This is a genomic window from Niallia sp. (genome assembly GCF_031978665.1).
Lineage (GTDB): Bacteria > Bacillota > Bacilli > Bacillales > Cytobacillaceae > Niallia.
Window position 1 is genome coordinate 90,971 of sequence record NZ_DALZDK010000003.1, and the last position, 26,822, is coordinate 117,792.

Here is a 26,822-nt window from a genome sequence, read left to right on the forward strand (position 1 = left end):
AGAGAGATGTCTATGCTAGAATTAATTGATACAAGACAAGGGACAGAAAATCAATATAGCTATTCAAACGGGAACACACTTCCCCTTACTGGTTTTCCATTTGGAATGAATTTCTTTGTTCCGCAAACAAAGCATAATAATGGAAGCTGGTTCTTCCATCCAAGAGATCGTGTGTTTCAAGGATTTCGTCTAACCCATCAGCCTAGTCCTTGGATGGGGGATTTCTCTCATTTATTAGTAACGCCCATTTCAGGCTCTTTTCAAAATGCTGATATTTATCATTATCAAAGCTCCTATCGACCAGAGAGTGCCATTTATCAGCCACATTATTTACAAATAACCCAGGCACGCTATCAAATTAAGAACGAACTGGTTCCTACTACATATGGCGCTATTCTTCGTTCTGATTATAAAGATTCCAACCTGCCAGGTTTGTCACTCTTACTTCCAGGCAAAGGTGAAATTTCCCTAGATATCGATAAAAAACAAATAACTGGTTATGTTTCTAATTTTGCCGGCTGTGAAGATCCCTATTTCAAAATGTATTTTGCAATGACCTTTAATCATTCTATTAATCAAGTGCATACTGGATTTTTTCAAGAGGATAAATCGTTTACTCCAGCTCTTTCAGCATCTGGAGAGGATCAACAGTTTTTAATTCGGTTTTTATTGAATGAAAGCGAACCATTAGAAACTCGTCTTGCGACTTCTTTTATTAGTAGCGCTCAAGCAGAATGGAATTTAACCCAAGAGCTGTCCCCTTTTACTTTTGCTGCGCTCAAAAGGAAAGCAGCAGAAGCATGGGAATATTACTTAAATAAAATTGAAGTGAAAAATCGAGATTTTTCAGCGGTTAAAACCTTTTATCACTGTATGTATCGAATGTTTCTATTTCCCCAAAAGTTTTATGAAGTAAATCAAGAAGGAGAACCGATTCATTATGATACGACGAGCAAAACAGTAAAGCCAGGTGTACTGTATACGAATAATGGCTTTTGGGACACATTCCGTACCGTCTATCCTCTTTATTCTCTTCTTATTCCAAATGAATACGAGGAAATGCTGCGAGGATTTTTAAACAACTATAGAGAAACTGGCTTTTTGCCAAAATGGCTATCTCCAGATGAACGAGGACTTATGCCAGGCACATTGATTGATGCTGTCATTGCTGATGCGGCGATAAAAGGGATTGCACTTGATCTCCTTCCAGAATTATTCGAAGCAATGGTTAAAACAGCTTCTACCGTAAGCTCAAAACCTACTTATGGGCGCCAAGGAATCGAGGACTATGATACTTATGGCTACATTCCTTCCAGCCATCATGAAAGTGTTAATCATACACTTGATTACGCTTACAGCGATTTTTGTATTAGCAGAGTAGCGAAACAACTAGGAGATAAAGAGATTGAAAAGGCTTTTGAAAAACGAGCATATAATTACCGCAATATCTTCCATAAAGAAACCGGATTTATGCGCGCAAAAGATAAACAGGGAAAAGTAGAAGAGCCGTTTAATTCCTTTAGCTGGGGACAAGATTATGCCGAAGGAAGTGCTTGGCAGAGTAGTTTTGCTGTTTTTCACGACTTCGCAGGATTAATCGATTCCTATGGAGGAAAAGAGCCTTTTAGAGAAAAATTAGTCCAGCTGTGCAATCAGGAGCCTGTTTTTGAAACAAAAGGCTATGGATTCGAAATCCATGAAATGAGCGAAATGGCTGCCATTGATTTTGGGCAAGTCGCAATATCCAATCAGCCGAGCTTCCATTTGCCTTATTTATTTACCTATGCGGGAGATCCTGCCTCTTCTCAAGTCTTATTAAAACAATTAATGACACAATTATTTTCCAGCTGTCCAACCGGTTATCCTGGTGATGAAGATAATGGCAGCATGTCTGGCTGGTTTATCTTTAACAGCATGGGTTTTTATCCGGTCTGCCCTGGAACAGGAGAGTATGTAATTGGCATTCCTATCTTTGATTCGGTTACGATTCATCTTCCGAATGATAAGAAAATCGACATTTCAACCAAATTTAATCAGCCGCAATTTAACTTTATTCACCAGCTTGCTGTTAATAACGAAACATATAATAAGCTATTTTTAAATCATGATTCACTCATTAAAGGCTGTAAGCTAGACTTTCAGCTTGGCCTCGTCCCACTAGACAAGAAATATGCAGTAGATGAACTCCCTTATTCCTTATCAACGGATACTGGGAAAGCCATATAAAGTGAAACTTCCATCAGTGGGGCGCACTCCTCCCCACTGATGGTTAGTTGAACTAATCGGACCTTTATGGACAGTTGTTCTCCCACTTATCTTCATCGTATTCTCCTAAGCAATAGGGGAGAATCTTACTGTCCGTTAAGAGTGGGATAAAAAGGCAGTGGCACTAAGATTATGCATGGATCAAAGCCTTAGTGTCCCTTTTTTACTCATCAATCGGCAGAAATAATTGCTGATAGCTATCCCTAAATTCTTTTGGCGAAATGCCACAATATTTTTTAAAGTTTTTATAAAAGTAACCAGGGCTCATATAGCCAATTTTTTCAGAAATTTCGTTTATATTTAGATCAGAATGCAATAATAAATTTTGGGCTAGCTTGATTCTATAATGATTTAGGTATTGGGAAAAGCTTTTATTTGTTTCCTTCTTAAAAATCTGCCCTACATACATTACATTTAAATGGAGCCTCTCTGCAATAGCCTTTAACGTTAAATCTTCGCTGTATTCTTCTTGAATGATTTTTAGGACATTCTGAACATTGATACTGTATTCTCTTTTAAATTTTTTATACTTGAGATTGTCCATAAGATCCTTAATAATCATTTGAAGCTCCGTAAAGGAACTGGCTTTATTTATTTTCTCGACCATCTCTTCATAGATTAATTCATCCTGAATCTCAAGCTCTCGATAAATATCCATAAAAACAAGGAAAATAATATAGCGGGTGTATTCAGGAGAAGCAGCATATTCCATTAACCCATCAAAAATTTGGTTAATTTCTTTTTGGATTGTTTTTATATTCCTTATACCTAGCGCCTTCTTAAACGCTAAGAAAGATAGATTTGGGACATTCTCATTTAATGCATTCATCATTTCAGAGTCTGCAAGGTGCTGCTTGTGCTCATAAAAGGAACAAAGATATAGGCTACTCTTTGCATGTTCATAGCTAATCGAGACATCAGCCATTCTCTTTACCTCTTCCCCTCTGCCAAAAACAACCTTTTTTGGGCGACACAGCACTTCAATTGCTTTTAGTAAGTGATTAAGTTCCTCTCTTTCCCCAAAATAGATAATAATCCATTGCCCTTCTTCATAATGATGAAAAAAATACAGGTCCTTGCGCTTATGTAACATCTGATGAACAGGCTCATTCAGATTCTTTTCATAGGGAAAGATCAGAACCTGATACCTATTTGATTCTGTATAGAGATCAAAGGTGCTCAGCATCTTTTTTAAATCCATATAGTCGATATCATCATGAACCCATCGTTTTAATAGATGTTCAAGTAAGAACTTCTCTCCTTGCATTCGTCGCTTTTCCTCTTCAAACTCTTTGATGCATTTTTTTAACGTCTCAATTAATTCTTCCTTATTAATTGGTTTAATCAAATAGTTCTCTGCCCCCATTTGAATACTTTCTTTTACATATTCAAACTCTTGGTAGCCTGATAGCACGATAAAGCGAAAAAATATCGTTTCTTTTTGTGCCTTTTTTAAAAAGTCGATGCCAGAAAGAATTGGCATGGTAACATCGGTAATAACAATATCCACCCTTTGCTTGCGGACATATTCTAATGCCTCTAGCCCATTGCCAGCAATGCCGACAATTTCAAATCCAAGCTCCTCCCATGGAATGAGCTTTTGCAAACCTCTGACTATCATATATTCATCATCAACAAGCAGAACTTTATACAAGGTTCATCCTCTCCTTTTAAAACAAGATTTCGATTGTCAATCCTCCTAATGGATTTATCTTTAAAGTCATACTGTAGGTGTCGCCAAAATAGGAACGTAATCTTGCATTTACATTTTGTATGCCAATAGAGGATTCAAACTTATTTTCCGAAGAAGGCGTTTTCAACATTTCGTTGATTTTCACCAATTTATCTTCCTGTACTCCTGTTCCGTTATCTTTGATTGAAATGCATGTATGCTGGTCTTGCCTTGAAACCTTTACACTAATTGTATTGTTTTTCCTTGTATGATCAATGCCATGAATAAAAAAATTCTCCACAAGGGGCTGGATCGAAAATTTAGGAATGCTTATATCTCCAAGCTCTTTCTCTATCTGAAATCCATAAGCGATTCGATCACGATAGCGCATTTGATACAAATAAGCATACTTCTCACAAAATTCAAGCTCATGCCTAATCGTTACGACCTTCTCTTGTGTGATACTATTGCGTAATAAGCTTCCAAAAACGTATACGACATTCGATAATTCATCTGCTCCTTCACTAACTGCATACATACGAATATACTCTAGCGTATTATAAAGAAAGTGTGGATCAATTTGAGACTGAAGTGCTCTCATATTGGCGTCCTTTTGTTTTATTTCCAAGTTATAAATATCCTCTATGTTTCGATTAATGCTATCTAGCATCTGATTAATACTATGGGAAATATCTTTCAACTCTCCTAGTTTCGTGTTTTCTTCTATTCGGATTCCCATATTCCCATTAGATACTTGATTAGTTACTTTTTGTATATCTTCTACTTGAATAACATATCGTTTAAATGTTTTCCGCAAACCATATAGTAGAATTCCATCTAATATGGCACTAACAAATAAAAAGAAAACAAGACTTTGCATCGATTGTTTATTAACTGCCTTTTTGCTGACAAATGCTAAAACCTCAAAATCATTGCTTGTATTCACTCTTTTAATATAATATTGCTGTTCTAAGTCTCTAAGACTAATAACCGATGCTTCTTCTAGATTCCCTTCTATTGTTTTTTGAAGAGATGCATCTTTTTTATTTCTTCCTTGATAGTATACTAGCTTTTTTGTATCAGAAATAATCGCCACTTGAAGAGAATTTTTCTCTTTGTCATTGTCTAAAATTCGTTCTAATTCTTTATCATTAAAGACAATGGATACAATACCAATTTGTGATAGTGTATTAGGATCCTTTAGCGCCTTTTGATAGACTACTTGATTCTTCAAGACAGGAACATTGATATATTTCTTTCCTCCCTTGTTGTTCTTCGTAGAATAGTATACTTCCTTATAATCATTTAAAGAAATGCTGACCGATTCGATATCATCGTCCATATAGTACATCTCTGTTACAATTCTAGGAAGATAAAGAAAGGTGTTATTTTTTTGCTCACTTAAGGATTTTTGCAAATAAGCAGCTGGCTCTAATTCAAAATACTGATAAATGCTCGTAATCATCTCTGAGTTTGCCATTAAATTAGCTACAACTTTATCTAGCTTCTTCTCATTGTCTGTCACAGTATTTTCCAATTGATTAGCAACCCTTTCAACGGTATCAATTGCCGCTCTTTGCTTAGCCTGACTAGTATTGTAGCTAACTAATAACGCAAACAGTGTAACAGCAGCAATTAAGATGATTGAATACGTTTTTAATAGCGAATTAATGAAATATTTACTTCCCAATTAGCATCATCCTTAAGAAACATATACTAGTTTTTCATTCAGTTTTGTAAAGAGTTTGTTGGAAATAAAACTAGCTAGTATAATAAACAGCGAGATACTTCCGAATAAAATCAATGCTGGATTATAGAAGGTAAGAATTGAAACGGCAACAAGCACCCCCCCAAGCTTGAGGAGCGTCCAAAAGTCCATAAAAAACAATAGTAGTGACAACTTCCATACATTTTTTATGGTTGCTTCATATTGTGATTCAATAAAGAGCATAAACAAGAAACTGATAGCCATTAAAAAAAGCGCAAAGATTAGCAGAAAATCAATAATTAAAAAGATCAAATGATTGATTTGGAGAGAAAAGTAAAGATTATAGCTTAAAATTACTCCGAGTAATAAGAACCCTCCAAAAAAGAAATTCCCTCGTTTATAGCTAGATTTAAAGGTAGAGAAAACATTTCCCCATGTCAATTCCTGATATTCCCACCGAAATGCTTGAAACAGCTTTACTATCGTCAAAAAAGCAGGACCGATTCCAAAAATAACTCCTCCCATAATGGTTAATAGCCAAAAATAGAGATTCAGTTTTAATACGACATAAAATCGATTAAAAAAAGTTGTTAAAAAGGACGCTATCATGTCTATTCTCCTTTCTATTATTATATGATGAAAAAAGGCACGTTAACTAGAGCTAACGCACCTTTTGAAGATTAGTTTTTAGATGCTTGAAATGCATCAAATTGTTTTTGCATTTCTTCACGGACTTTTTCATATCCAGCACCTTTTAGTTTCTCATTTAATTCTGGAATCGCTTTATCCGGATCCAATGTTCCTGTATTTAAGCCATCAAGGTATTGACTCATCACATTCGAAATATTTGTAATTTCCGTTTTTACGGAGTCAGTATTAAATGTGAAACCAAGAATTGGTGAGCTTGTTGCGTTCGCAATATTTTCATCTCTCTGTTTGATTTGTTCATCTGTAATGGAATCTTGAACATAAACAATTTTGTTATTTCCTGTATTCCAAGCTGCCATATGGTTATTTGATTTATAGCCATCTAGCAATTTTACCTGATTATCGCCTACCTTTTCCCATGCCTTTCCTTCTTCTCCATAAATCAATCCATTTAATAGGTCTTGATCAGAATTTAAGAGACCTAAGAATTCTACTGCTTTTTCTTTATTCTTAGAATTACTAGAAACAACGAAGTTTGCCATTTGCGCCTGTGCAGTTGATTTAATTGGATCCGTAATAGCCTTTGATACAATCGGCTGCTCTGCTACTGTTGATAATAGTGTATCACCGTAGTCATACGGCCCTTGTGTTTCTTGACGAACAAACCATGTGCCACTGTTTAAAGGATATTCGGTATTGCTTGTTGCTGCATCCTTTGCAATATATCCTTTATTATAGTATTGGTGCATGATTCTTAAGTTTTCTTTCATTTGTTCATTGTCATACTGATTAATAATTTTCAATGTATCTCCATTTAAATCCACTGCAAAAGGCATGCCATTTCCTAATACAAAATCCATATTTGGTAAAACGCGGAACCCTTGACCCACGGAGAACGGCATCACATCTTTTTCATTTTCTTTGATTACTTTTAAAAGAGGCTCTAGATCCTTGTATGCTTCCACATTAGAAATATCTAGGTTGTATTTATCTATATACTGCTTATTAAAGGAGAACATCGTTTGTGCATACACATTGCCGTTTACTGGAAAAGCATAAAGCTTACCATTAACTGTGTTTCCTTCAATATAAGCAGGATCTAGCATGTCATATGCTTCTTTCGCATGATTCGGAAGTAAATCCGTTAAATCTGCATAAGCTCCTTTTTGCGCATTTGTTACGTAATTATTCGCATAAGCTATATCATAATTTTCACCAGAGGACACGATGACTGACATCTTTTTCTCATAATCTCCCCAGCCAATATATTGTAAATTAACACGAACGCCGATTTCCTTTTCCGTTTTCTTATTCACATTATCCATTAACACATCAAAATTTTCCGGTTTATCCCCAATTTGATACATCAATAAAGTGGTTACTCCATCTTTGGAATTGTTATCAACTGTAGAATTCCCTTTTAGACTACAGCCTGCTAACACGGTGCCAACCAGCAACATTAGTACAAGCAGAAAAGGAACTTTTTTCTTCATCTTCATTTACATATCCCCCTTTTATTTAATTACTCTTTTACCCCGCCAATCGTTAAGCCACTAACAAAATACCGTTGAAAAAATGGATAGCTGCAAGCAATCGGAAGAGTAGAAATAACAACCATTGCCATTCGAGTAGCCTCTTTCGGAATAGCAGCCATACCACCCGATAAGTTCCCACTTAAACCAGCATTTTGCGTCATAAAATCAATATTACTTTGAATCTTCATCAATAAATATTGAAGTGGCACCAGATTATCGCTTTGAATATATAGTAGTGCATTAAACCAATCATTCCAGTATCCTAATGCAGCAAATAAGCTAATAGTTGCAATTCCAGGAACAGCTAAGGGTAATACAATCTGTGTAAATATCCTCATTTCACTTGCACCATCAATACGAGAAGATTCAATAATCGATTCTGGAACCTGTCTTCTAAAGAATGTTCGCATTACAATGATGTTAAATGGACTTAAAGCCATAGGAAGGATAAGGGCCCACACTGTATCCTTTAACTGTAGCATATTTGTCATAACAATATAGCTCGGTACCATACCAGGACTAAATAACATCGTAATTAACGCGAAGATTGTAAAAAATCGCTTATATCGAAAATTAGGTCTAGAAATGGCATAGGCATAGCTTGATGTAAAAGCAACATTAATGAAAGTTCCAACAACTGTAACAAATACAGTAATAAATAGAGATTGAATAATCTGGTCTTTCAAATCAGCTAAATAGGTATAACCTTTTATACTCCATTCACTTGGCCACAATGCATAACCATTCGTTAAAAGGGAGGTTTCACTTGTAAAGGAAATAATGATGACAAATAGAAATGGAAAGATACAAGAGAAAGCAAACAAGCCTACCATAATATTAAAAAAGATGTTCGTGTTTTTATTAAAGGTTCGCACTTGTACATGTTCAATTTTTTTCTTTTTCACGGTGTGATTTGGACCCCCTTTCATCAAAACAGTGCTGACTCTTCATCAAATTTGCGAACAATAAAGTTAGCTAACACTACTAAAATACAGCCAACAACAGATTGATAAAGACCTGCAGCAGCGGTCATCCCGATATCTCCAGTACTCGTTAGTCCGTTATAGATATATGTATCTAATACACTAGTTACCTCGTATAAAGCACCAGAGTTTCGCGGTATTTGATAGAACAATCCAAAATCAGCTCTGAAAATATTTCCTACAGATAGAATAGATAGGATTGAAATTAAAGGTATTAGCTGGGGAATCGTAATATTTTTTATCTGCTGCCACTTTGATGCGCCGTCTACCATTGCAGCTTCATAATAGTCTGAGTTGATTCCCATAATGCTCGCGAAATAAATGACGCTATTATAGCCGACACCCTTCCATATTCCTAACATAATCAAGATAAATGGCCAATATTTTTGCTCGTTATACCAATTAATTTCTTCTCCGCCAAAAAGGGCGATGATGCTATTCATTAAACCTTTGTCTGGACTCAAGAATGCAAATACAAAATAACTGATAATAACCCATGATAAAAAATACGGAAATAGCATCGATGTTTGATAGATTTTAATCATTCTTTTCGAGCGTAGCTCACTAAGCACAATTGCCAGAAAGACAGCAAAAATCAACCCTAAAACAATAAAGGCCACATTATATAAGACTGTATTCCTCGTAATCAAGTAAGCATTATTTGAAGAAAATAAAAATTTGAAGTTATCAAATCCAACCCAAGGACTTTCTCGCAAACTTTGAAAAAAACCGCCACTTGAATAGTGAAAATTTTTAAATGCGACTATATTCCCAAATACTGGAATATAGAAAAACAATATTAGCCAAACGGTGCCTGGCAATGCCATTAATAAAAACGCCTTATTCCTCCACAAATTTCTTAACATGGCCATTCTTCCATCTCCCCCTTTCTTAGAAAACGTTTTCTTTCGTATATCTAAATTATAATATTGAGGAGAATCAGAACCAATAAACAAATTATAGGAAAAAATAAACGAATTATATGTTTTTGGGATGTGCTTTACATTAGAGTCAAGTACCTTTTATTCTAACAACTCAACGTGTTTAGTGATTTACCTTAATATCACGAAAACGCTTAAGACAAAAAGTCCTAAGCGTTCCATATCAACATTTTAAAGGTCTAGCTATACCTTAAAGTCTGTACATTTCAAAGACCTCTAGACTACGATTTTCTTCAAAGCCGCATTTTATGGCAGTTGCCTGAGAAATGACATGTTGCTCCATTGTCCAAAGAGGAATATAGACATCAAACATTTGATTTGCTTTCATCCCATATGTTCGATAAGAAGTACTATTTCCCTCTCCATTCCTTATTTCAATATCAAATCCAGCTTCATTCTCTTTATCTAATACTCTAATAACCAAATAATGATATTTTGAGAGATCAACAGGCTGCTGTAAAGTATATATCACACTTCCCATTTCTGCTTGATCTATTATCCCATTCAATTCAATCGACTTTACAGAAGAACCGCTTATCCCTATGCCATTTGTCTTTTCCATTAATCTTTCGTGATCTCTCACAAATTCACCATACAATGGCTTCGTTGTTTTACGATCCATACGATACATTCCCATCGTTTGATAGAAATTATTATGATTAACATACCAGTCAAACGCTGTCCAATAATCAATAGCTGCAATATAGCCTTCTTTATTTAGTAGCCCTTTCGGAAAGACGGTAGCCTTTTCAAGTAAGGCATGCTGTACATCCCTATATATTTCTACTTGTTTCTCAAGGAAACTATCGTCCGCATTGCTCCAAATTCCATATTCGGTATTTATGATTGGCTTATCTGGCCATTTGGCATGTGCCTGCTCAATAAAGTTACGTGTTCCTTCATAAGGGGTACTGCCATGGAAAATCCCAAAATACATCGTCCAGCCTGCTACATCTAGTGGTTCCATTGAGGCATCTTCATAACCAGGCTGGTCGGCCGCCGCACTTTGTGTGATTAATCTACCATCGTTATAAGTTTCCTTTAACTCCTTCACTAATTTTTCATTATATGCTTTTCGATATAGAATATCGCTTGATTCATTCTGTGTACTCCACATCATTATAGAAGGCCTGTTATAATTAGAAAAAACCATTTCCCTCCACATTTGATAAGATATTTTTCTCTTTTCTTGTGCTTGATAATGGCTCGTTCCAAACTGCCAAAGCGGGATTTCGCTCATCGCAGGCAAGCCTATTCGATCAAGAAGTAAAAAGGTATAGATATGATTTGGATAATGGGCAGTTCTGATTAGATTGACTTGCAAATCAGCAATTTTCAACAAATCATCTTTGATGCGATTCCAAGAAGCTGTCCTACCGCAATCTGGCCATTCCTCATGTCTAGCAACGCCTGCTAGAAACACAGGATTATCATTTAATAGGATGTTTGCCTTTTTCGCTTCTAGTGTACGAATCCCAAACTGTGTCGCAAACCGATCTATTTTTCTCTGATTAGAGGATAGCTCAATTGCAAAAACATATAGATTTGGTTCTCTAATGCTCCATAGCTTCGGATTTTCTATTTTGACATGATAGGTCATGACTTTCGTTTCCTTTTTCTTCAGCACTACTTTAGTCTCTTCCATCCCTGACACAACCAGCAAATTATTACAGATACTTTCAGCAGAAGGACTTGCTAGCCAGTTTTCTGTTTGATAATCTGTATCGAACAGCTCACCATTTAATATCACCTCTGCTTCCTGATCCAAGCGATTTTCTAATGTTACCGAAATTTCTACATCTCCCTGCAAATTTTTCGGAACAATATCTGCTCTTGCTACATGGACTCCTTTCGTTGCCTCTAGATATAAATCATGGATAACACCTGTATAGTTGAAAAAATCATTATTTTGAGCAGGAACGGTGTCTACTCTTGTTGTCCAAGGGGGATTATCCACACGGATAGTAATGGTGTTAACTCCGCTTTTAATAAAGGCAGTGACATCAAATGCGAAGGGTGTATAGCCTCCTTCATGGTAGCCAACATACTGCCCATTAATCCAGAAATCACTCACATAGGAAACAGCTAAGCATTTTAGGGAAATGCTTTTCCCCTCCCAATCAGTATCTAATTCAAAGGTTTTACGATACCACACTCCATTTTCGTATGTTTCTGCCCCTCCCTTTTCTTCTTTTCCTGTCAACTTGTTTTCAGATAGTGGCAAAGGATGTGTTGCCCACTTATCATCATCAAACTCTGACTTCGTAATCCCCTGTGCATCCTCTTCAGTCCTTTGTATCCACTTATCATCACGAAAAGATAAAGACCAATCATGATCTGCTTCAAAACGCTTCTTCTTCCACAAGCCTGCAAGAGAAAATACTAATCTATTTTGCGGCTCAAAGGATGGATAAGGAATTTTATTTTGAAAGGCTATTGTTTTTCCATCTATCTCCTTTAATTGTAAGGAAGCTGATAAACTACCAACATTCTTTTCTTTCTCTTGTATCGATATTTTTGACACTCATCATCACCATCCAGTCTATTTATTTAGTAGATGTAACTATTAAAAAGGAAGAATAAGGAGAGATACTCCCTTCATTCTTCCGAATCGTTACTATTTATCTAAACCAAGCTTTTCAATATTCTTTTCCATTTTTTCATTGCGGACTTTCACAATCGAATCAAAATTATTTCCATCCAAAAATTTCTTATAGTCATTTAAAACTTGATCAAATTGTTCGTCATTTTTAACTCTTAATAACGTCGCTAATGTTGTTGCCCATTGGGAATTAATATTTGTTAAAGATCTAGCTTCTGCTGTTCCTTGATCTGGATCTATATTTTCAATAACGAACTGCGGTTTTAAATATGGCGTTCCCCAAGCTTGAATCTGTTCCGTAGACTCAAGTGGCTCCACTTCCCCATGCTGGACTTTAAATGTGTCATGCCCAAAAAACCAGAATTCGCCTAAACGATACTTCGTTTTATATTCATCTGGATTATCCTGTTGCAATTTTGCTATCTCTGGTAATAGGACTGCTTTTCCTTCTTCATTAAATTCAAATGTTTCCCCTTCTACGCCAAATGTTGTTAAATACTGTCCTTCTTCACTTAATAAATACGTATACAACTGAATTGCCTTTTGAGGATCTTTTACTTTTTTCGAAATATAGGTTACAGACCAGCCAGAGATTCCGGATTGAGTCAAGGTTGGTTCGTTTCCTACTGCACTCTTCGGACCGTCGATGGCAATATATTTTTGATCAGGATGTGCGGCAAGATTTTTTTGCAGGAAAGTGTAAAGCTGAGCTACACCACTGGCCATAATTGTCGCATATCTACCATTAGAAACTTTTTCTTCAAATAATGGACCATCATCTGAAAAAGTATCATCATTTAAATAGCCTAGTTTATATGCTTCATTAAATGTTTTAACCCATGTTAAATAGTCTTCATCTAGATTTCTGTCATTCCATTTTCCATCATTTGTTGTAATCGGAACCCCAATATGATTCTGGAATGAAGCACCTAAAGATCCAGCATCCCCGGCAGCTGAGAATCCCTTAAACCCAAAAGGAACTAAATCAGGGAATTGTTTCTTTATTTTGTCTAAAGCAGCTAAAAACGCGTCCGGTGTTGACATATCAGGACTGCCAATTGCTTTATATACATCCTGTCTAATGATAAATGCATCATTACCTGGAATTGCTCCGCTCTCATAATGCTCTTGTGTATTCGAATAACTCGGATAGCCATATGTGTTTCCATCTTCTAATTTGTACCAATCCAAAGTTTGCTGTTGTGCTACTTTATAAAAATAGGGATCATATTTATCCGCTAACTCATTTAATGGAAGTGCCCAAGATTCTGCATCCAATGCTGCCTTCGTATTCCCGCCAAAAATAGTTACTATATCTGGTAAGTCTCCACCGGAGAAATATGTATTTAACTTCGTATCATCACCGGTTAAAAATTTAATATCAAGGTTAAGATCGTCTTTTAATTTTTTCGTAATGGTATCATTGCCGTAATCCTTATTCCACCACTCTGCATTCACATACCAAGTTAACTCGGTATTTTCTTGTTTATCTAGTTTCCATGCCGGGGTGTTCTCATCAATTGTATATCTTGCCTCTTCTTCTAAATTAGCCTCTGTCTTTTTCGAATTATTGCTACAGCCCGTAAGTATTAGCGATATAGCTAATAAGAAGACCAAACTGATCCGATAGATTGATTTATTCATGATAAAGCCTCCCCTATAATTGGTATTTATAAAAGTAGATTATCTTTTGTGGCAAATGAAAGTTCCTATCTATCTTTTTCACAGCCACTATTATGAAGTAACGTTCTTAGACCAAATCATTTCTCCCTTAATATCCTCTACATAACTTATCGGAGCCAAATTATGTTAGCGTTTTCTTAGTTAACCACCTCCTTTATACTTTAGATGAAAAAATCGCCATCCTATTCTTTAACTGCACCAATCATCATTCCTGACAAGAAATATTTCTGCAGAAAAGGATAAACAAGGACAATTGGTACAGTCGCAATCACAATAGTAGCTAATTGTATAGATTCGGAGGTTGTTGGGATAACCACAGAAGTTGCCGTTTGCATATTAGCAGCAGCTTGAGTTTGCACAATAATCTCATATAATTTCATTTGAATCGGATACAAAGCTTCATTGCTAATATATAATTTTGCTGTCATATAATCGTTCCATTGAAACACACCATTAAATAAGGCAATTGTTGCTAATACAGGTGTGGAAAGCGGAAGGACAATTCGCATAAAGATGGTCCATACACCTGCACCGTCCATTTTCGCTGATTCTTCTAGCGAATGAGGGATCTCACGGAAAAAGTTCATCAATATCAGCATATCGTAGTAGCTAAATAACGATGGGATAATATAAACCCAAAAACTATCAAGTAATCCAAGAGATCTCATTAATAAATAAGTTGGAATCATTCCTCCGCTGAAAAACATTGTTCCCACACCTAAAACCGTGTAAAAGTTACGACCAATCAGATTTTGTTTACTCATACCGTAGGCAACCATGGCTGTTAAAAGCACATGTGTAAAAACTCCAATCACAGTCTTTAAAACTGAAACCATAAATGCATTCCAGATAGTAGGATCATTGAATACGAGTTTATAGTTTATGATTGAAAAATCCTCCGGCCACAGTTTTAAACCGACATGATAAAGGGTATCTGGACTACTAAATGATTTAACAACAATATTCCAGATTGGATAGATGATAATAATAGTAAATAGCGTTAAAAAGATAATATTCACAATATTAAAGACTCTGTTTTCTTTTAGCTTTTGATTTTTTTTGCGAAAAACTTTTGGATTTAACTCCGTTATATTTGGATTTGTTTTCATGACACCCTCCTAGAAAACAGACTTATTATCATTCATTTTTTTAGTAAACTTATTGGTTACTAACACAAGTATTAACGATACAATAGAGACTGCTAACCCTACAGCGGTTGCATAGGAGAAGTCACCTTGCGCCAATCCAACTTTATAGACATAAGAATTGATCACTTCCGCATGTGATGTATTTAGCGGGTTGATTAATACTAATGTTTGATCCAAGTTAGATCCCAACAAACCACCAACTGCCAAAATAAACATTAAGGAAATAATAAACTTCATTAAAGGTAGTGTTATATGGAAAATTTGTTGAAGCTTCGTTGCTCCATCTATTTTTGCAGCTTCATAATAGGTTGGATCAATTCCTGACATAGTTGCTAAGTAGATAATCGTTCCCCAACCAGCTTCCTTCCATACGTCTGATAATACAGCGATTAGCCAATAGCTATTAGCCTCAATCATGAAATTCCGCGGTTGATCCAATATTCCAACCCCAACTAATAGCTCATTGAAAATTCCTGTTGTGGATAACCAGCTTAACAGCATTCCTCCTACTACAATCCAAGACAAGAAGTGTGGTAAATAAGAGACAGTTTGCACGATTTTTTTAAACCAGCCATTTTTTAATTCAAAAATAAGAATCGAGAGAATAATAGGCGCAGTAAAACCAATCAATAGCTTCAGAAAACTGATTGCTAGTGTATTAACTACTGATTCCCAAAAGAATTTATCAGAAAAGGCAATTCTAAAATTTTCTAAACCTACCCAAGGAGCAGAAGCAATCGTATCCGTTACCGAATAACTTTTAAAAGCAATCACAATTCCGTAAATAGGGACATAACAGAAGACAATCATAAAAATAATGCCTGGCAAAACCATCATTTGTAACGGTAGCTGTGCCCTAAATCCCTTCCCAAAGCGGCTATTTTTCATGTAAATACCTCCTTATAAATCGGATTAAAATGTTAAAACACATAATGAAGCGTTTTCATTTCATTCAATAAGGTAATACATAAAATATCACCTTATTAGTATGCTTTTATTGATAGCGCATGAATCTCTGACAATTAAGCTTCCTTCCAGTTTATCCAGTTTCCCTATACCTTCTCCTTTAATAATGCCAAGCAGTCTTTCTACCGTAAGCTTCCCAAGCATGATTATGGGGTTATTTACTGTTGTTAACGGGGGAGTAAAGTATTCGCTTAAATCGATATCATCAAAACTAATCACACTAATATCTTTTGGAACCAAGATCCCTTCTGACTTCAATGCCTTAATGCAGCCAATTGCACTAAGATCGTTAGCAGCCACAAAGGCATCAGGCAAGTCCTTTCCACTTCTCACAAATGCTTTTACCACACTAAAGCTTGCTTCCTCTTCAAAATATCCGATTAATAAGTCTTCTTCATAGAAGGAAATATTTGCATCGGCTAATGTATCTCTAAATCCTTCATATCGCTTTATATCATCATACAAATGATCAAACCCTCTAATATATCCGATCCGTTTATGCCCAAGATTAAGAAGATAACGAGCTACATCTTGCCCACCTTTATAGGAATCAAAGATAACAGATGAACTTGTTTTGCTTACTCTTTCTCGATCAATAAATACGACTGGAATCCCAGATTCTTCAAGAACTGCAACATCTTGTTCATCGATAAATTCATTGGAGATAATGGCTCCATCTACTCTTTTCCCTAAAATATTACTTAAGGCAGTTCGGTCATTTTTCGTAATAAAAATATTTAGTTCATAACCTAACTTTTCACATTCCTTTGAGATAGAATCAACCAATTGATCATAATATGGTCCCTTCATGCTTGTGATGAATAGACCAATTACTTTTGTCGCATTTGATTTCAGATTCTTCCCATTTAAATTCGGAATATAATTCAATCGTTTCGCGACATTTAATACATGGTCTCTTGTATCTGGATGCAGGACATCGACCCCGTTCAAAGCATTGGAAACAGTAGAGATTGATACCCCAGCTTCTCTTGCAACATCTTTAATGGTAACTTTAGAAATAGGAACCACCTCCTCGTGATTAAAAACGTTTTTATTTTTATACATACTCTTTATATCATATATAGTTGTTTGTGTCACTGCGGGAATTAAGCTAGTACAGCCGTAACAATTGAATTAGCTGCGATAGTAAATTGACTAACTTCTCCATTCAATCGCAATGCAATTGGTAAATCTTCTTCGAATCGATTAAGCATGACTAGAACAATTTGATTATCAGGATTTTTCATACTAACAATCTCTAACTTATCTGTATATTTAGTCGAAGCTATTCTTTTTGCTCCAGGTTTGATATATCGACTGAAATGGCCAATATAAGTATAAGAAAGATTTTTCATGATCTGATCATTTTCTGTGTCGCACATAATTGGGGCATCACAATAATTGCCAACATGATTCGGTCCTCCCTGTCTGTCTAGAATAATATTCCAATCAATAAATGCATTCATGCCAGCGTTGATATTGCCGATAATATCATGGGCATACATTTGGGCTTTTTGTAATTGACCAGCAGTGTTAAATCTACTGTATTCAACACAACCTTCTGTAAAAATTAATTTTTTTTCTGGGAATTTCTCTCGCACTAGACCAATGGCGTCAAAGTGGTCACCCGTATACCAATGGAAAGCTACACCATCAATCATTTTATCAGTTTGATCATCAATTATCGTAGCAGCTCTTTCATACATTCTTTCTTTATTATGATCCCAAATGAATACTTCTATCTCACTTAAATTATTTTTTTGAAGAGTAGGATATAGATAGTTTCTTAGAAATTCTTTTTCTTCGTTTGCTGTATATAAGCAAGAATCCCAAGTTTGTTTCGCATTGGGTTCATTTTGAATCGTTAACATTTTTACTTGAAAACCTTTTGATTGGTATTCCTTTATGTAGCGACAGATATACTCAGCCCAAAATTGTTGATATTCTGGCTTTAGCTTGCCCCCCTTTACTCTTTCTTCGTTTGTTTTCATAAAGGCTGGTGGGGACCAAGGAGATAACATTAATTCTATCGGCTTATCGGAAACGTCCAGCGCTTTTTTCAATAACGGCAGGATATATTCTTCATCTCTAGCTAATGAGAAAGTCTTGAATTCCTTATCCTCTGGATTACTCATTGCCTCATATTGACCCACAGAAAAATCACAGCTGTCTATATGAGTCCTAATAAGATTATAGCGATTGCCGTTCTCTCCAAAATAGGCATCTACTAACTTCTGTTGTGAACTCTTACTCATTTTCGAATATGTAAAGCCAGCGGCCTCGGTAATAGCACCACCAAATCCATCAAAAGTTTGATACTCTAATTCGGGATATATATTCACTACCTTCATCTCAATATTATTATCTTTTGTAAATTCAGCTACAGAATCCTTTGTTAGTAGTTTGTTATCTTCATATGTGGTTGTGGATAAATTAATCTTCATCTAGTACACTCCTTCTTAAACACAAAAATAAAAACGTTTTTATTCATTTTATTAAAAATACCCACATTTTAGGTAGGTTAATTCATAAATATTGATATAAAGCGTTTGCGAAAAGGGTGAAATAAATTAAAAACGAAATAATTAGATAAATGATGACGATTTATCTTTTATCTATAAAAACGTTTTATTCGTTTATAGAATAACACCTTACTATTCTAGTGACAATACCTTTTTCGTGTTTTTTTGTATTTGCTATAAAAATTTTAGAATAAAACAATTAATATTATTTTATTTACCAATTAAATGGGACATGTAATAATAGAATTATCACCAATAGATAAAAACGTTTTAATTTTATTATAAAAAGGAATCGGAGGAACTCTTAATGGAGACAAAAAATATAGTAACTCGCCTGTTTATTGTTTCAGAATGGATTACAAGAATTGCTTTTTTAAATATTATTTGGCTACTGTTTAACCTTCCTATCTTTTACTTAGCGTTTCACTTATTTGTTAGTACACAGCCACAACAATTGCTCGCTATTATCCCATTAATTGCCATCCTATCACCTTTTCTCCTTTTCCCATCTACCACTGCTCTGTTTGGTATAGCACGAAAATGGGTCCAAGGTGAACTAGGAATTAAGTTGTTTCCTTCTTTTTGGAAATTTTATAAAGAGAATTATTTACGCAGCTTATTAGGAGGAATTGTTTTAACTATCGTTTGGCTATTTCTGATTTTAGATTTTTACTACTTCTCCACTATAAAGTCACCTTTTTATTATCTATTTTTAGTTGTAGCCCTGTTTATGGTGGTGATCACGATTAACTTTTTCTCTCTCTCTGTACATTATGAGGGAACACTTTTTCAGACTATGAAAAATGCTTTCTTACTAACTTTGGGTCGTCCCGTTCATACACTAGGTATTGCTTTTATTAGTATTGCCTGTTTTTACATAAGCTTTAACCTCTTACCTTTTTTGCTATTCTTAGGATTTGGATCCATTTGCGCGTACGGATCTTTCTTCATCTTTCATCGTGGGGTAACTTCAACTTCGTAATATGTAGATAGGTCTGTGGAGAAAGAAAAACTCTTCCATATAATAAAAATACATCCTTTATGGGTAATTGGTGAAATGGTTTAATGCCAAGATAAAAAAGCGATTGTAAGAATCGGATCAGCACTTTTTTAGGCGCTGAACTAGATTCTTACAATCGATTTTCATTTTCCAATTGCTTACTTATTAATGAGATGGATGATCTACTTTCACACGTTTAATAAAGAAAGATAGAACAAGACCAATTACAGCAACAATAATCGCAAAGCTAAATGATTTTTGTACCCCTGCTGTAAAGGCAAGCAATGGAGTTAATGGATTGGTCATATCTGCTGCATCACTTAAATAATTGCTTGAACCTGTAGTCAATAAAGAAATCGCAATCGCCGTTCCTATCGCACCACCTACTTGTTGCAATGTATTCATAATCGCAGTTCCATGTGGATACAATTCTGGCGGCAATTGGTTGAGACCATTTGTTTGTGCTGGCATCATTACCATAGATACTCCAATCATTAAGACCATCAGAAGACCAATAATAAAGCCTGATGATGTATCAATATCAATGGTTGAAAATCCAAATAAAGAAAGAGTTGCTAGCGCAAGGCCCGGAATAACTAACCATTTAGGTCCAAACTTATCAAAAAGGCTTCCCATAATAGGTGATAAGAATCCATTGATTAATCCACCTGGCAAAAGTAGTAATCCTGCTGTAAACGTGCTTAATGCCAGAACATTTTGTAAATATAGTGGTAATAGGATCATAGACGAAAGCATTACCATCATAATAATCATAAGAAGTAACAGACCCAATACAAACATCGGGTATTTAAAAGCACTCAAATTCATCATTGGCTGTTTCATTTTCACTTGACGGATAGAGAAAACGATTAATGCAACAAGCCCTATACCGATAGAAAGAATGACTACTGGACTTCCCCAGCCTCCGCCTTCTCCAGCATTACTGAATCCATAAACAATTCCACCGAATCCAATCGTCGATAGAATGATTGATAGGATATCTATCTTAGGCTTAGTAGGTGTCGTTACATTTTGCATAAATACAAAACCAAAAACAAGTGCAACAATTAATAATGGGAGAGATACCCAGAAAATCCAGTGCCATGTAAGAGAGCGAAGGATTAAACCAGAAATAGTTGGTCCTACTGCTGGAGCAAAACTAATTACTAGCCCCATCATTCCCATTACTTTTCCACGATTATGTGGAGGGATTAACACGAGAATAGTATTAAACATAAGCGGCAATAATAGTGCCGTTCCAACTGCTTGAACGATACGAGCAATCATTAACAAACTAAACGTTGGCGCAATCGCCCCTATTATCGTTCCAGAAATCGAAAAGACAAGAGAAGCTATAAATAACTGTCTTGTCGTAAACCATTGTAAAATAAGACCAGATACTGGAACTAATATACCAAGCGTTAATAAAAACCCAGTTGTTAACCATTGCACGGTTGTTTCCTTAATTCCAAAATCCGTAATAATTGTGTTTAATGCCATATTCAGTGCCGTTTCACTAAATAATCCAACAAAGCCCGCAATTAAAAAAGATGCGATAATAGGAATCGTCTTAAACTCACTTTTTCCCATTGTTTCGCCTTTAGCGGGAATATCCATTGTCATATTCCTTTTCCTCCTTTAATATCCATAAAGATTATTGTCTTAACAGCACTGCTATTTGATTCGAAATACAACGAAGCGGGTTACCACTCTTATTCGTCAGAGCAAGTATGCAGCCACCTTCTATCATTGCATTCAAAGTAATGCCCAACTCTTTTGCCAGCTCTTTTTCAAAGCCAAAATCCTCTAATCGATTCGTATAAAGAGCCTGCCAATCTGTAAATGTAGCATCACATGCCAAGCGCAGCGTTTCATGTGTTAACGCCGTTTCCGAGGCAATCAAACTAATTTGCAGACCTTCGAGTGCACTGGTACCCATTTGATCAAACTCATTTGCAATAGCATTCACATGTTGTTGAAAAGCAGACACCAGTGTATCGCCGCAGTATAAGTCCCCTTTCATTTTTTCCACTACTAGCTCCCGCATTCGCTTAATTGCTTCTAAAGCAATTTCTTCCTTTCCATTTGGAAAGTGATAATATAAGGAACCTTTTGGAGCACCACTCTCATCAATTATTTGATTAAGCCCAGTAGCATGAAATCCTTGTAGCTGAAATAGTTTAGCTGCGGTCTCTAGAATAGCTTCTCTTTTACTGTTACCCTTCTTCATTAGAATCATCTCTTTTTCAAAAAATATAACAACTGGTCTACATAATAATAATGAGTGAAATAGGTAGTGTCAAGAAATTACTATATGATTTTTTCTTCTTTTTATTCAAAAAATACCGCTTCTTTACATGCTTTTTAAAGTGAGCGTTTTCATTCACATGGTGGATTCCCTCTTTAAAAATATCAAACAGATTCTTAGAAAGTATTCTCTCTCTTTGATATACTCTTTCGTAAATTGGTTATCTTAAAGAATAATGGGTAATTAGAGAAGGTATATGGAAGGAGAAATATTATGCGTAATAAAGAAGAATTAAAACAAGAGATTCTTGATGCTTATCACTTTCGTCATGCTACAAAGGAGTTTGATCCTACGAAGAAAATTTCAGAAGATGACATGCACTTTATTTTAGAAACAGGCCGTCTTTCCCCCAGCTCATTCGGTACAGAGCCTTGGAAATTTCTTGTGATTGAAACCCCAGAATTACTCGATAAAATCAAACAATCCTCTTGGGGAGCTTATACAAAAATTCCAGCAGCAAGTCATTTTGTTATTTTATTAGCTAGAACAAAATTGGATACAGTGTATGATTCTGCCTATTTAAAAAATCAATTGACGAATGTCTCTAAATTGCCTGCCGAAATCATTCCAAAAATGATCGAACGCATTGAAGAATTCCAAAAAGGCGATTTCCACTTAGACAACGATCGCGCATTATTCGACTGGGCTTCTAAACAAACGTATATTGCTCTTGGAAATATGATGACAGCGGCTGCCCAAATCGGAATTGATTCTTGTCCAATTGAAGGGTTCCATATCGAAAAAATGAATCAGCTATTAGATTCAGAAGGTCTTTTAGAAAACGGTCATTTAGGAATCTCCGTTATGGTAGCATTTGGCTATCGCGCGAAAGAACCGCATCCGAAAACACGGAAAGCATTTGATGATGTGGTGAAGTGGGTTTAGGAGTTTATTCGATGTAAAGTTCCTTTGAACCCCCGCTTTAAAAGCTATGCAATAAAGCGGGGGAAGTATCAAAAACGAAAAATATATTGCCTGTTTACGGATTTCTTAAATAAAGCTAGCAACCGATTTTCTACCAATAATTCTGCGATAGCATTCAATTACCATTCTGCGATACTTCCATCTTTATGACGCCAAATTGGATTTTTCCAATTATGAATAATTTTCGCTTTTTCACGAACATAGTCTTCATCAATTTCCACACCAAGACCTGGTTCTTGAGGAATTTTTACAAATCCATCTTTGTACGCAAATACACTTTTGTCTTTAAGATAATCAAGAATATCATTGTCCTCATTATAATGAATACCTAAACTTTGTTCTTGAATAAATGCATTATGAGAGGTTGCATCAACTTGCAGGCATGCTGCAAGTGCTATAGGACCAAGAGGACAATGTGGTGCTAAAGCAACATCATATGCTTCTGCCATGGATGCGATTTTCTTTACTTCTGTAATTCCTCCTGCGTGTGAAAGATCTGGCTGAATAATATCTACATAGCCGTCTGCTAATGTTGATTTAAAATCCCATCTCGAAAACATTCTTTCTCCTGTTGCAATGGGAATATGAGTATGATTAGCTATTTCTCTCAAGGCTTCATTATTTTCCGCAAGCACTGGTTCTTCTAAAAACATTGGACGAAATGGCTCTAGCTCTTTTGCTAAAATTTTCGCCATTGGCTTATGTACTCTTCCATGAAAATCTATCGCGATTCCAACGTCATTGCCAACAGCATCTCGGACGGCTGAGATACGCTCGACAACCTGATCAATTTTCATATAGGTGTCGATATACTGTAATTCCTCTGTCGCATTCATTTTAACTGCTGTAAATCCAGCGTCCACCACTTCTCTAGCTGCCTTGCCTACGTCTGATGGGCGATCTCCGCCAATCCATGAATAAACACGCATGGAGTTACGACAAGCTCCACCCATTAATTCATAAACAGGAGCCCCATAATATTTCCCTTTGATATCCCAAAGAGCCTGATCAATACCTGCTATAGCACTCATTAAGATAGGACCCCCTCGGTAAAAGCCCGATCGATAAAGCATATTCCAATGATCTTCAATCCTTAGCGGATCTTTACCAATTAAATATTCCATTAATTCTTCCACAGCAGCTTTAACCGTATGGGCTCTTCCCTCTACAACAGGCTCCCCCCATCCAACAATACCTTCACTTGTCTGAATCTTTAAGAATAACCATCTTGGTGGAACTGTAAACAACTCATAATTTATAATTTTCATCGTTTCTAAACCGCCTTTTTAATAGAATACTTGCTTCTTAACCTATTGATTCATTTCCTTATTCAATTATTAACTTATATAATTGCATTGTTTATCTTCCTATTTGCTATTTCTTTCGCGCCTAAGATAGTACTTAATTTCACTTGACCATCCGTTGCTTCTATTACATTGGAATAATGTAAATGATTCAAAATAGTTACAAAGGATGTTCGCAAAGGGTCTCCACCACCCACTACAATCCAATCTGGATTCATTTCTGCCTCTAACTTTTTCAGCGCTTTTATATCAGATGCCAAAACAGCACCCACTAAAAAATTGGCACGTTGATTATCATTCATTTTTTCAAATAGTTGTAATAATCTCACTTGGTATAATGCTCGAACTAATCCATTCGTTTCACTAGAATGGAAGCCCTCTAATAAAGCATCCTGTTCCGTTACCTTTATTAATTCTTTTGTAATAGAGCTAGAAAGAATAGTATCTTTTTGAATAGCATATAGAATTTCTCCACTTAAAGTTGATAAACAGGATAATAAGAAACCATCTTCAACTAAAACATATTTAGTATGAGATCCTGGTAAAATCATAATGCCCTTCCCCTTTAATTGAAGTTGCTTTATTAGCCCAATTGTCTCTACCTCTTCTCCCCTCATAACATCCAGTTTATTTAATTCTTCTCTAAAACCTAATACTTGATCTTCCGGTATGGAGTTTTTCATTCCTGGAATAAAAATGCACGGAATGTTAAAGAACTCTGGTAATATTTTTACAACAGATGCTGTTGCAAAATCTTTCATATCACAAGGACTAGCAATATGAGGAACCTCCACTAATCCTAGATTCGAAGTAATCATGCCAGCTGCGACAATATAATGGATATTTTGAAAATTACAGTCATTTCGCTGAACAATCTCTTCTATCCCAAAAGAAAGTTCATTTTTCAAAACATCCACTGAACCGTTAATGGCTATGTTCTTTACACCAACATTCTTTTTAACCACATCAATAATATGGTTATTTTTTTCATTTATTAAGTAAATTCTTGAATTAGTCGTACCAGCATCGATTGTAATAATCTTCATTATTTTCACCACTTTACTCTAAAGAGTAGTTGTTATTGCATTTTCATAAGTTTGAACAGTATTCACAAGTTGTTTTGCCCGTCTTTCTATTTCTTCAAAATTTAAGTCTTTTATCAATTTATCATTAACCAAAGTAGAGCCAATCCCTAAAGCAAAACTGCCAGCTTTCAAAAATTCGGAAGCATTTGCCACCGTTATTCCCCCCATTGGAATCATGTCTATATGAGCCAAAGGTGCTTTCAAATCCTTAATATACTTTGGTCCTAGTGAACTGATAGGGAATATTTTAACTACTTTAGCACCGTACTCATAGGCTTGAAGGACTTCTGTTGGTGTTAAAACACCTGGGATAAAAGGAACATTATATCGATTTGCCATTTTCATAGAGGCTTCGTGCAGAGTTGGAGATAATATAAAGGAAGCACCTGCTGAAATAGCCGACCTTGTCGTTTCTTCATCCAATACAGTGCCAACGCCTATAAGCACATCTGGAAAATCTATTTTGATTTTTTCGATGTGCTTTAAAGCGTTAGGGGTGTTCATGGTTATTTCAATTACTTTCACTCCACCGTTATACAAACTTTCAACAATCTGGCTAATATATTCTCCTGTTTGAATTCTTATTGCTGAAATAATCTTTTCTTGTCCTAACGTTTGCAATACAGACTCCATTTAAACCACTCCTTTTTTATGTTTTTTACAAGAGGTATTACAGCGCTCACATATTGATGTTCTGCACATTTGAATACTCCATTTCATGCTAAGTTATTCGCTGAACTCCAAATAATTTAAGTTGCCTAAATCATTTTGTACTCTACAGTCTCACTCAATGATTTGCTTCCTTGCTATCAATATATGATTCCACTGGACCTAGACATACCAAGAAACCAAATATAAAGCTGCTAGTAATTCCATATATCTTAAAATCGAACTTGTAAAACGCTTTCATTTATGAATTCGATAAAAATAAAGATAATCCTCTTTTGATAGGCCCACAAAGAAATCAGAAGGACAGTTCCTTTATGGACTTCTGACTATAAACCTTTCACGAGTTATAATCATTTTTACAAAACCAGATAAAAAATAAAAAAACACAAATTCAGTTAAGTGAACTTGTGTCTTTTCCTATTTTCCGTATCTATTAATTCCATCAAACTATTTGTATAATACTATCTCTCACAAGCATATCCATCTTTATCCCGATCCATTTTAGATGTATAAGCAGGATGAGAACTTGCTACTCCATTAGGATAAACCGTCCTTAACTCTGTACAGTTAGCAAAGTCATTGTTGCCTGAACTAATTGTTGAAGTACTATTAGAACTTGATGAATTACTAGAATTCGAAGCAGTACTAGAAGAACTTAATTGTGATTTTGCTGAAGCCACTTCTTCTTCTAAATTACTTATTTCCTTCTCCAGTGACTCTTTTTCACTTTTTAGAGTATCCACTTTTTCTTTGTACTTTTTTTTGCTATCCTCATACTCTTTTGCTTGGCTTTCAGCATCAGAAAGTTTTGTCTCAGTCTCTTCTTTATTTTCCCTTTAGGCATAATCATATCTTTTCG

21 protein-coding genes are annotated in these 26,822 nt (G+C 35.5%); 3 read left to right on the forward strand and 18 right to left on the reverse strand.

All coding sequences use genetic code 11. The features are described 5' to 3' along the window. Positions 1-12 precede the first annotated feature (12 nt). Positions 13-2,226 (forward strand): GH92 family glycosyl hydrolase, encoded by a 2,214-nt coding sequence (locus tag RTL21_RS02595; RefSeq protein ID WP_312093024.1) that lies wholly within the window; start codon positions 13-15, stop codon positions 2,224-2,226. 202 nt (positions 2,227-2,428) lie between these two features. Here the strand turns inward: RTL21_RS02595 and RTL21_RS02600 are convergent, their stop codons facing one another. From RTL21_RS02600 to RTL21_RS02655, 12 genes are all read right to left on the reverse strand, one after another. Then, positions 2,429-3,919 (reverse strand): response regulator transcription factor, encoded by a 1,491-nt coding sequence (locus tag RTL21_RS02600; RefSeq protein WP_312093026.1) that lies wholly within the window; start codon positions 3,917-3,919, stop codon positions 2,429-2,431. 16 nt (positions 3,920-3,935) lie between these two features. Next, entirely contained in the window at positions 3,936-5,627 is a 1,692-nt protein-coding gene (locus RTL21_RS02605) for a sensor histidine kinase (RefSeq protein ID WP_312093028.1), read from the reverse strand. A 12-nt stretch (positions 5,628-5,639) separates the two neighbouring features. After that, positions 5,640-6,254, reverse strand: coding sequence for a YesL family protein (locus RTL21_RS02610; RefSeq protein WP_312093030.1), 615 nt, complete (start codon positions 6,252-6,254; stop codon positions 5,640-5,642). A 71-nt stretch (positions 6,255-6,325) separates the two neighbouring features. Then, positions 6,326-7,792 (reverse strand): ABC transporter substrate-binding protein, encoded by a 1,467-nt coding sequence (locus tag RTL21_RS02615; protein WP_312093032.1) that lies wholly within the window; start codon positions 7,790-7,792, stop codon positions 6,326-6,328. A gap of 23 nt (positions 7,793-7,815) precedes the next feature. Next, complete coding sequence (locus tag RTL21_RS02620; protein WP_396954412.1) at positions 7,816-8,757, reverse strand: carbohydrate ABC transporter permease; 942 nt, start codon at positions 8,755-8,757, stop codon at positions 7,816-7,818. After that, a complete protein-coding gene (locus tag RTL21_RS02625; RefSeq protein WP_312093036.1) occupies positions 8,757-9,683 on the reverse strand; it encodes an ABC transporter permease in 927 nt (308 codons plus the stop codon). Before RTL21_RS02625 ends, RTL21_RS02620 begins: the two co-directional genes overlap by 1 nt. Positions 9,684-9,942: 259 nt before the next feature. Then, positions 9,943-12,276 (reverse strand): glycoside hydrolase family 2 protein, encoded by a 2,334-nt coding sequence (locus RTL21_RS02630; protein WP_312093038.1) that lies wholly within the window; start codon positions 12,274-12,276, stop codon positions 9,943-9,945. Between the two features lie 93 nt (positions 12,277-12,369). After that, the gene (locus tag RTL21_RS02635; RefSeq protein WP_312093040.1) at positions 12,370-13,998 is read right to left on the reverse strand and encodes a type 2 periplasmic-binding domain-containing protein; all 1,629 of its coding nucleotides are present in this window, start codon (positions 13,996-13,998) and stop codon (positions 12,370-12,372) included. A 221-nt stretch (positions 13,999-14,219) separates the two neighbouring features. Next, positions 14,220-15,146, reverse strand: a complete 927-nt coding sequence (locus tag RTL21_RS02640; RefSeq protein ID WP_312093042.1) for a carbohydrate ABC transporter permease — start codon at positions 15,144-15,146, stop codon at positions 14,220-14,222. 9 nt (positions 15,147-15,155) lie between these two features. Further along, positions 15,156-16,073 (reverse strand): ABC transporter permease, encoded by a 918-nt coding sequence (locus RTL21_RS02645; RefSeq protein ID WP_312093044.1) that lies wholly within the window; start codon positions 16,071-16,073, stop codon positions 15,156-15,158. 87 nt (positions 16,074-16,160) lie between these two features. Then, positions 16,161-17,216: a LacI family DNA-binding transcriptional regulator gene (locus RTL21_RS02650; RefSeq protein ID WP_312093046.1), complete on the reverse strand. Its 1,056-nt coding sequence runs from the start codon at positions 17,214-17,216 to the stop codon at positions 16,161-16,163. Positions 17,217-17,257: 41 nt separating this feature from the next. Continuing rightward, positions 17,258-18,595 carry a glycoside hydrolase family 30 protein gene (locus tag RTL21_RS02655; RefSeq protein WP_312093048.1) on the reverse strand — a complete coding sequence of 446 codons (1,338 nt, stop codon included), beginning with the start codon at positions 18,593-18,595 and terminating at the stop codon, positions 17,258-17,260. Between the two features lie 385 nt (positions 18,596-18,980). Between RTL21_RS02655 and RTL21_RS02660 the strand changes: the two genes are divergently transcribed. After that, on the forward strand, positions 18,981-19,655 hold the full coding sequence (locus RTL21_RS02660; protein WP_312093050.1) for a YesL family protein: 675 nt from the start codon (positions 18,981-18,983) through the stop codon (positions 19,653-19,655). Positions 19,656-19,838: 183 nt separating this feature from the next. Here RTL21_RS02660 and RTL21_RS02665 read toward each other — a convergent pair whose 3' ends face one another. Then, a complete protein-coding gene (locus RTL21_RS02665) occupies positions 19,839-21,290 on the reverse strand; it encodes a DHA2 family efflux MFS transporter permease subunit (protein WP_396954416.1) in 1,452 nt (483 codons plus the stop codon). Between the two features lie 37 nt (positions 21,291-21,327). After that, entirely contained in the window at positions 21,328-21,903 is a 576-nt protein-coding gene (locus tag RTL21_RS02670; protein WP_312093054.1) for a TetR/AcrR family transcriptional regulator, read from the reverse strand. Positions 21,904-22,194: 291 nt separating this feature from the next. On the opposite strand from RTL21_RS02670, the gene RTL21_RS02675 reads away from it, so the two are divergent. After that, on the forward strand, positions 22,195-22,866 hold the full coding sequence (locus tag RTL21_RS02675; RefSeq protein WP_312093056.1) for an NAD(P)H-dependent oxidoreductase: 672 nt from the start codon (positions 22,195-22,197) through the stop codon (positions 22,864-22,866). 158 nt (positions 22,867-23,024) lie between these two features. Here RTL21_RS02675 and dgoD read toward each other — a convergent pair whose 3' ends face one another. The 4 genes from dgoD to RTL21_RS02695 form a co-directional block, all read right to left on the reverse strand. Further along, positions 23,025-24,173 carry a galactonate dehydratase gene (gene dgoD, locus RTL21_RS02680; RefSeq protein WP_312093058.1) on the reverse strand — a complete coding sequence of 383 codons (1,149 nt, stop codon included), beginning with the start codon at positions 24,171-24,173 and terminating at the stop codon, positions 23,025-23,027. 74 nt (positions 24,174-24,247) lie between these two features. Then, positions 24,248-25,255 carry a 2-dehydro-3-deoxygalactonokinase gene (locus RTL21_RS02685; RefSeq protein ID WP_312093060.1) on the reverse strand — a complete coding sequence of 336 codons (1,008 nt, stop codon included), beginning with the start codon at positions 25,253-25,255 and terminating at the stop codon, positions 24,248-24,250. An 18-nt stretch (positions 25,256-25,273) separates the two neighbouring features. Beyond that, complete coding sequence (locus RTL21_RS02690; RefSeq protein ID WP_312093062.1) at positions 25,274-25,927, reverse strand: bifunctional 4-hydroxy-2-oxoglutarate aldolase/2-dehydro-3-deoxy-phosphogluconate aldolase; 654 nt, start codon at positions 25,925-25,927, stop codon at positions 25,274-25,276. Between the two features lie 497 nt (positions 25,928-26,424). Continuing rightward, positions 26,425-26,706 (reverse strand): excalibur calcium-binding domain-containing protein, encoded by a 282-nt coding sequence (locus RTL21_RS02695; protein ID WP_396954413.1) that lies wholly within the window; start codon positions 26,704-26,706, stop codon positions 26,425-26,427. Positions 26,707-26,822 lie beyond the last annotated feature (116 nt).

What these genes read in the sequence shown, in the direction of transcription:
- RTL21_RS02595 (WP_312093024.1), top strand. Translation starts at nt 13, where the DNA reads ATGCTAGAATTAATTGATACAAGACAAGGGACAGAAAATCAATATAGC.
- RTL21_RS02610 (WP_312093030.1), bottom strand. Translation starts at nt 6,254, where the DNA reads ATGATAGCGTCCTTTTTAACAACTTTTTTTAATCGATTTTATGTCGTA.
- RTL21_RS02615 (WP_312093032.1), bottom strand. Translation starts at nt 7,792, where the DNA reads ATGAAGATGAAGAAAAAAGTTCCTTTTCTGCTTGTACTAATGTTGCTG.
- RTL21_RS02620 (WP_396954412.1), bottom strand. Translation starts at nt 8,757, where the DNA reads ATGAAAGGGGGTCCAAATCACACCGTGAAAAAGAAAAAAATTGAACAT.
- RTL21_RS02625 (WP_312093036.1), bottom strand. Translation starts at nt 9,683, where the DNA reads ATGGCCATGTTAAGAAATTTGTGGAGGAATAAGGCGTTTTTATTAATG.
- RTL21_RS02635 (WP_312093040.1), bottom strand. Translation starts at nt 13,998, where the DNA reads ATGAATAAATCAATCTATCGGATCAGTTTGGTCTTCTTATTAGCTATA.
- RTL21_RS02640 (WP_312093042.1), bottom strand. Translation starts at nt 15,146, where the DNA reads ATGAAAACAAATCCAAATATAACGGAGTTAAATCCAAAAGTTTTTCGC.
- RTL21_RS02645 (WP_312093044.1), bottom strand. Translation starts at nt 16,073, where the DNA reads ATGAAAAATAGCCGCTTTGGGAAGGGATTTAGGGCACAGCTACCGTTA.
- RTL21_RS02650 (WP_312093046.1), bottom strand. Translation starts at nt 17,216, where the DNA reads ATGTATAAAAATAAAAACGTTTTTAATCACGAGGAGGTGGTTCCTATT.
- RTL21_RS02655 (WP_312093048.1), bottom strand. Translation starts at nt 18,595, where the DNA reads ATGAAGATTAATTTATCCACAACCACATATGAAGATAACAAACTACTA.
- RTL21_RS02660 (WP_312093050.1), top strand. Translation starts at nt 18,981, where the DNA reads ATGGAGACAAAAAATATAGTAACTCGCCTGTTTATTGTTTCAGAATGG.
- RTL21_RS02665 (WP_396954416.1), bottom strand. Translation starts at nt 21,290, where the DNA reads ATGGATATTCCCGCTAAAGGCGAAACAATGGGAAAAAGTGAGTTTAAG.
- RTL21_RS02670 (WP_312093054.1), bottom strand. Translation starts at nt 21,903, where the DNA reads ATGAAGAAGGGTAACAGTAAAAGAGAAGCTATTCTAGAGACCGCAGCT.
- RTL21_RS02675 (WP_312093056.1), top strand. Translation starts at nt 22,195, where the DNA reads ATGCGTAATAAAGAAGAATTAAAACAAGAGATTCTTGATGCTTATCAC.
- dgoD (WP_312093058.1), bottom strand. Translation starts at nt 24,173, where the DNA reads ATGAAAATTATAAATTATGAGTTGTTTACAGTTCCACCAAGATGGTTA.
- RTL21_RS02685 (WP_312093060.1), bottom strand. Translation starts at nt 25,255, where the DNA reads ATGAAGATTATTACAATCGATGCTGGTACGACTAATTCAAGAATTTAC.
- RTL21_RS02690 (WP_312093062.1), bottom strand. Translation starts at nt 25,927, where the DNA reads ATGGAGTCTGTATTGCAAACGTTAGGACAAGAAAAGATTATTTCAGCA.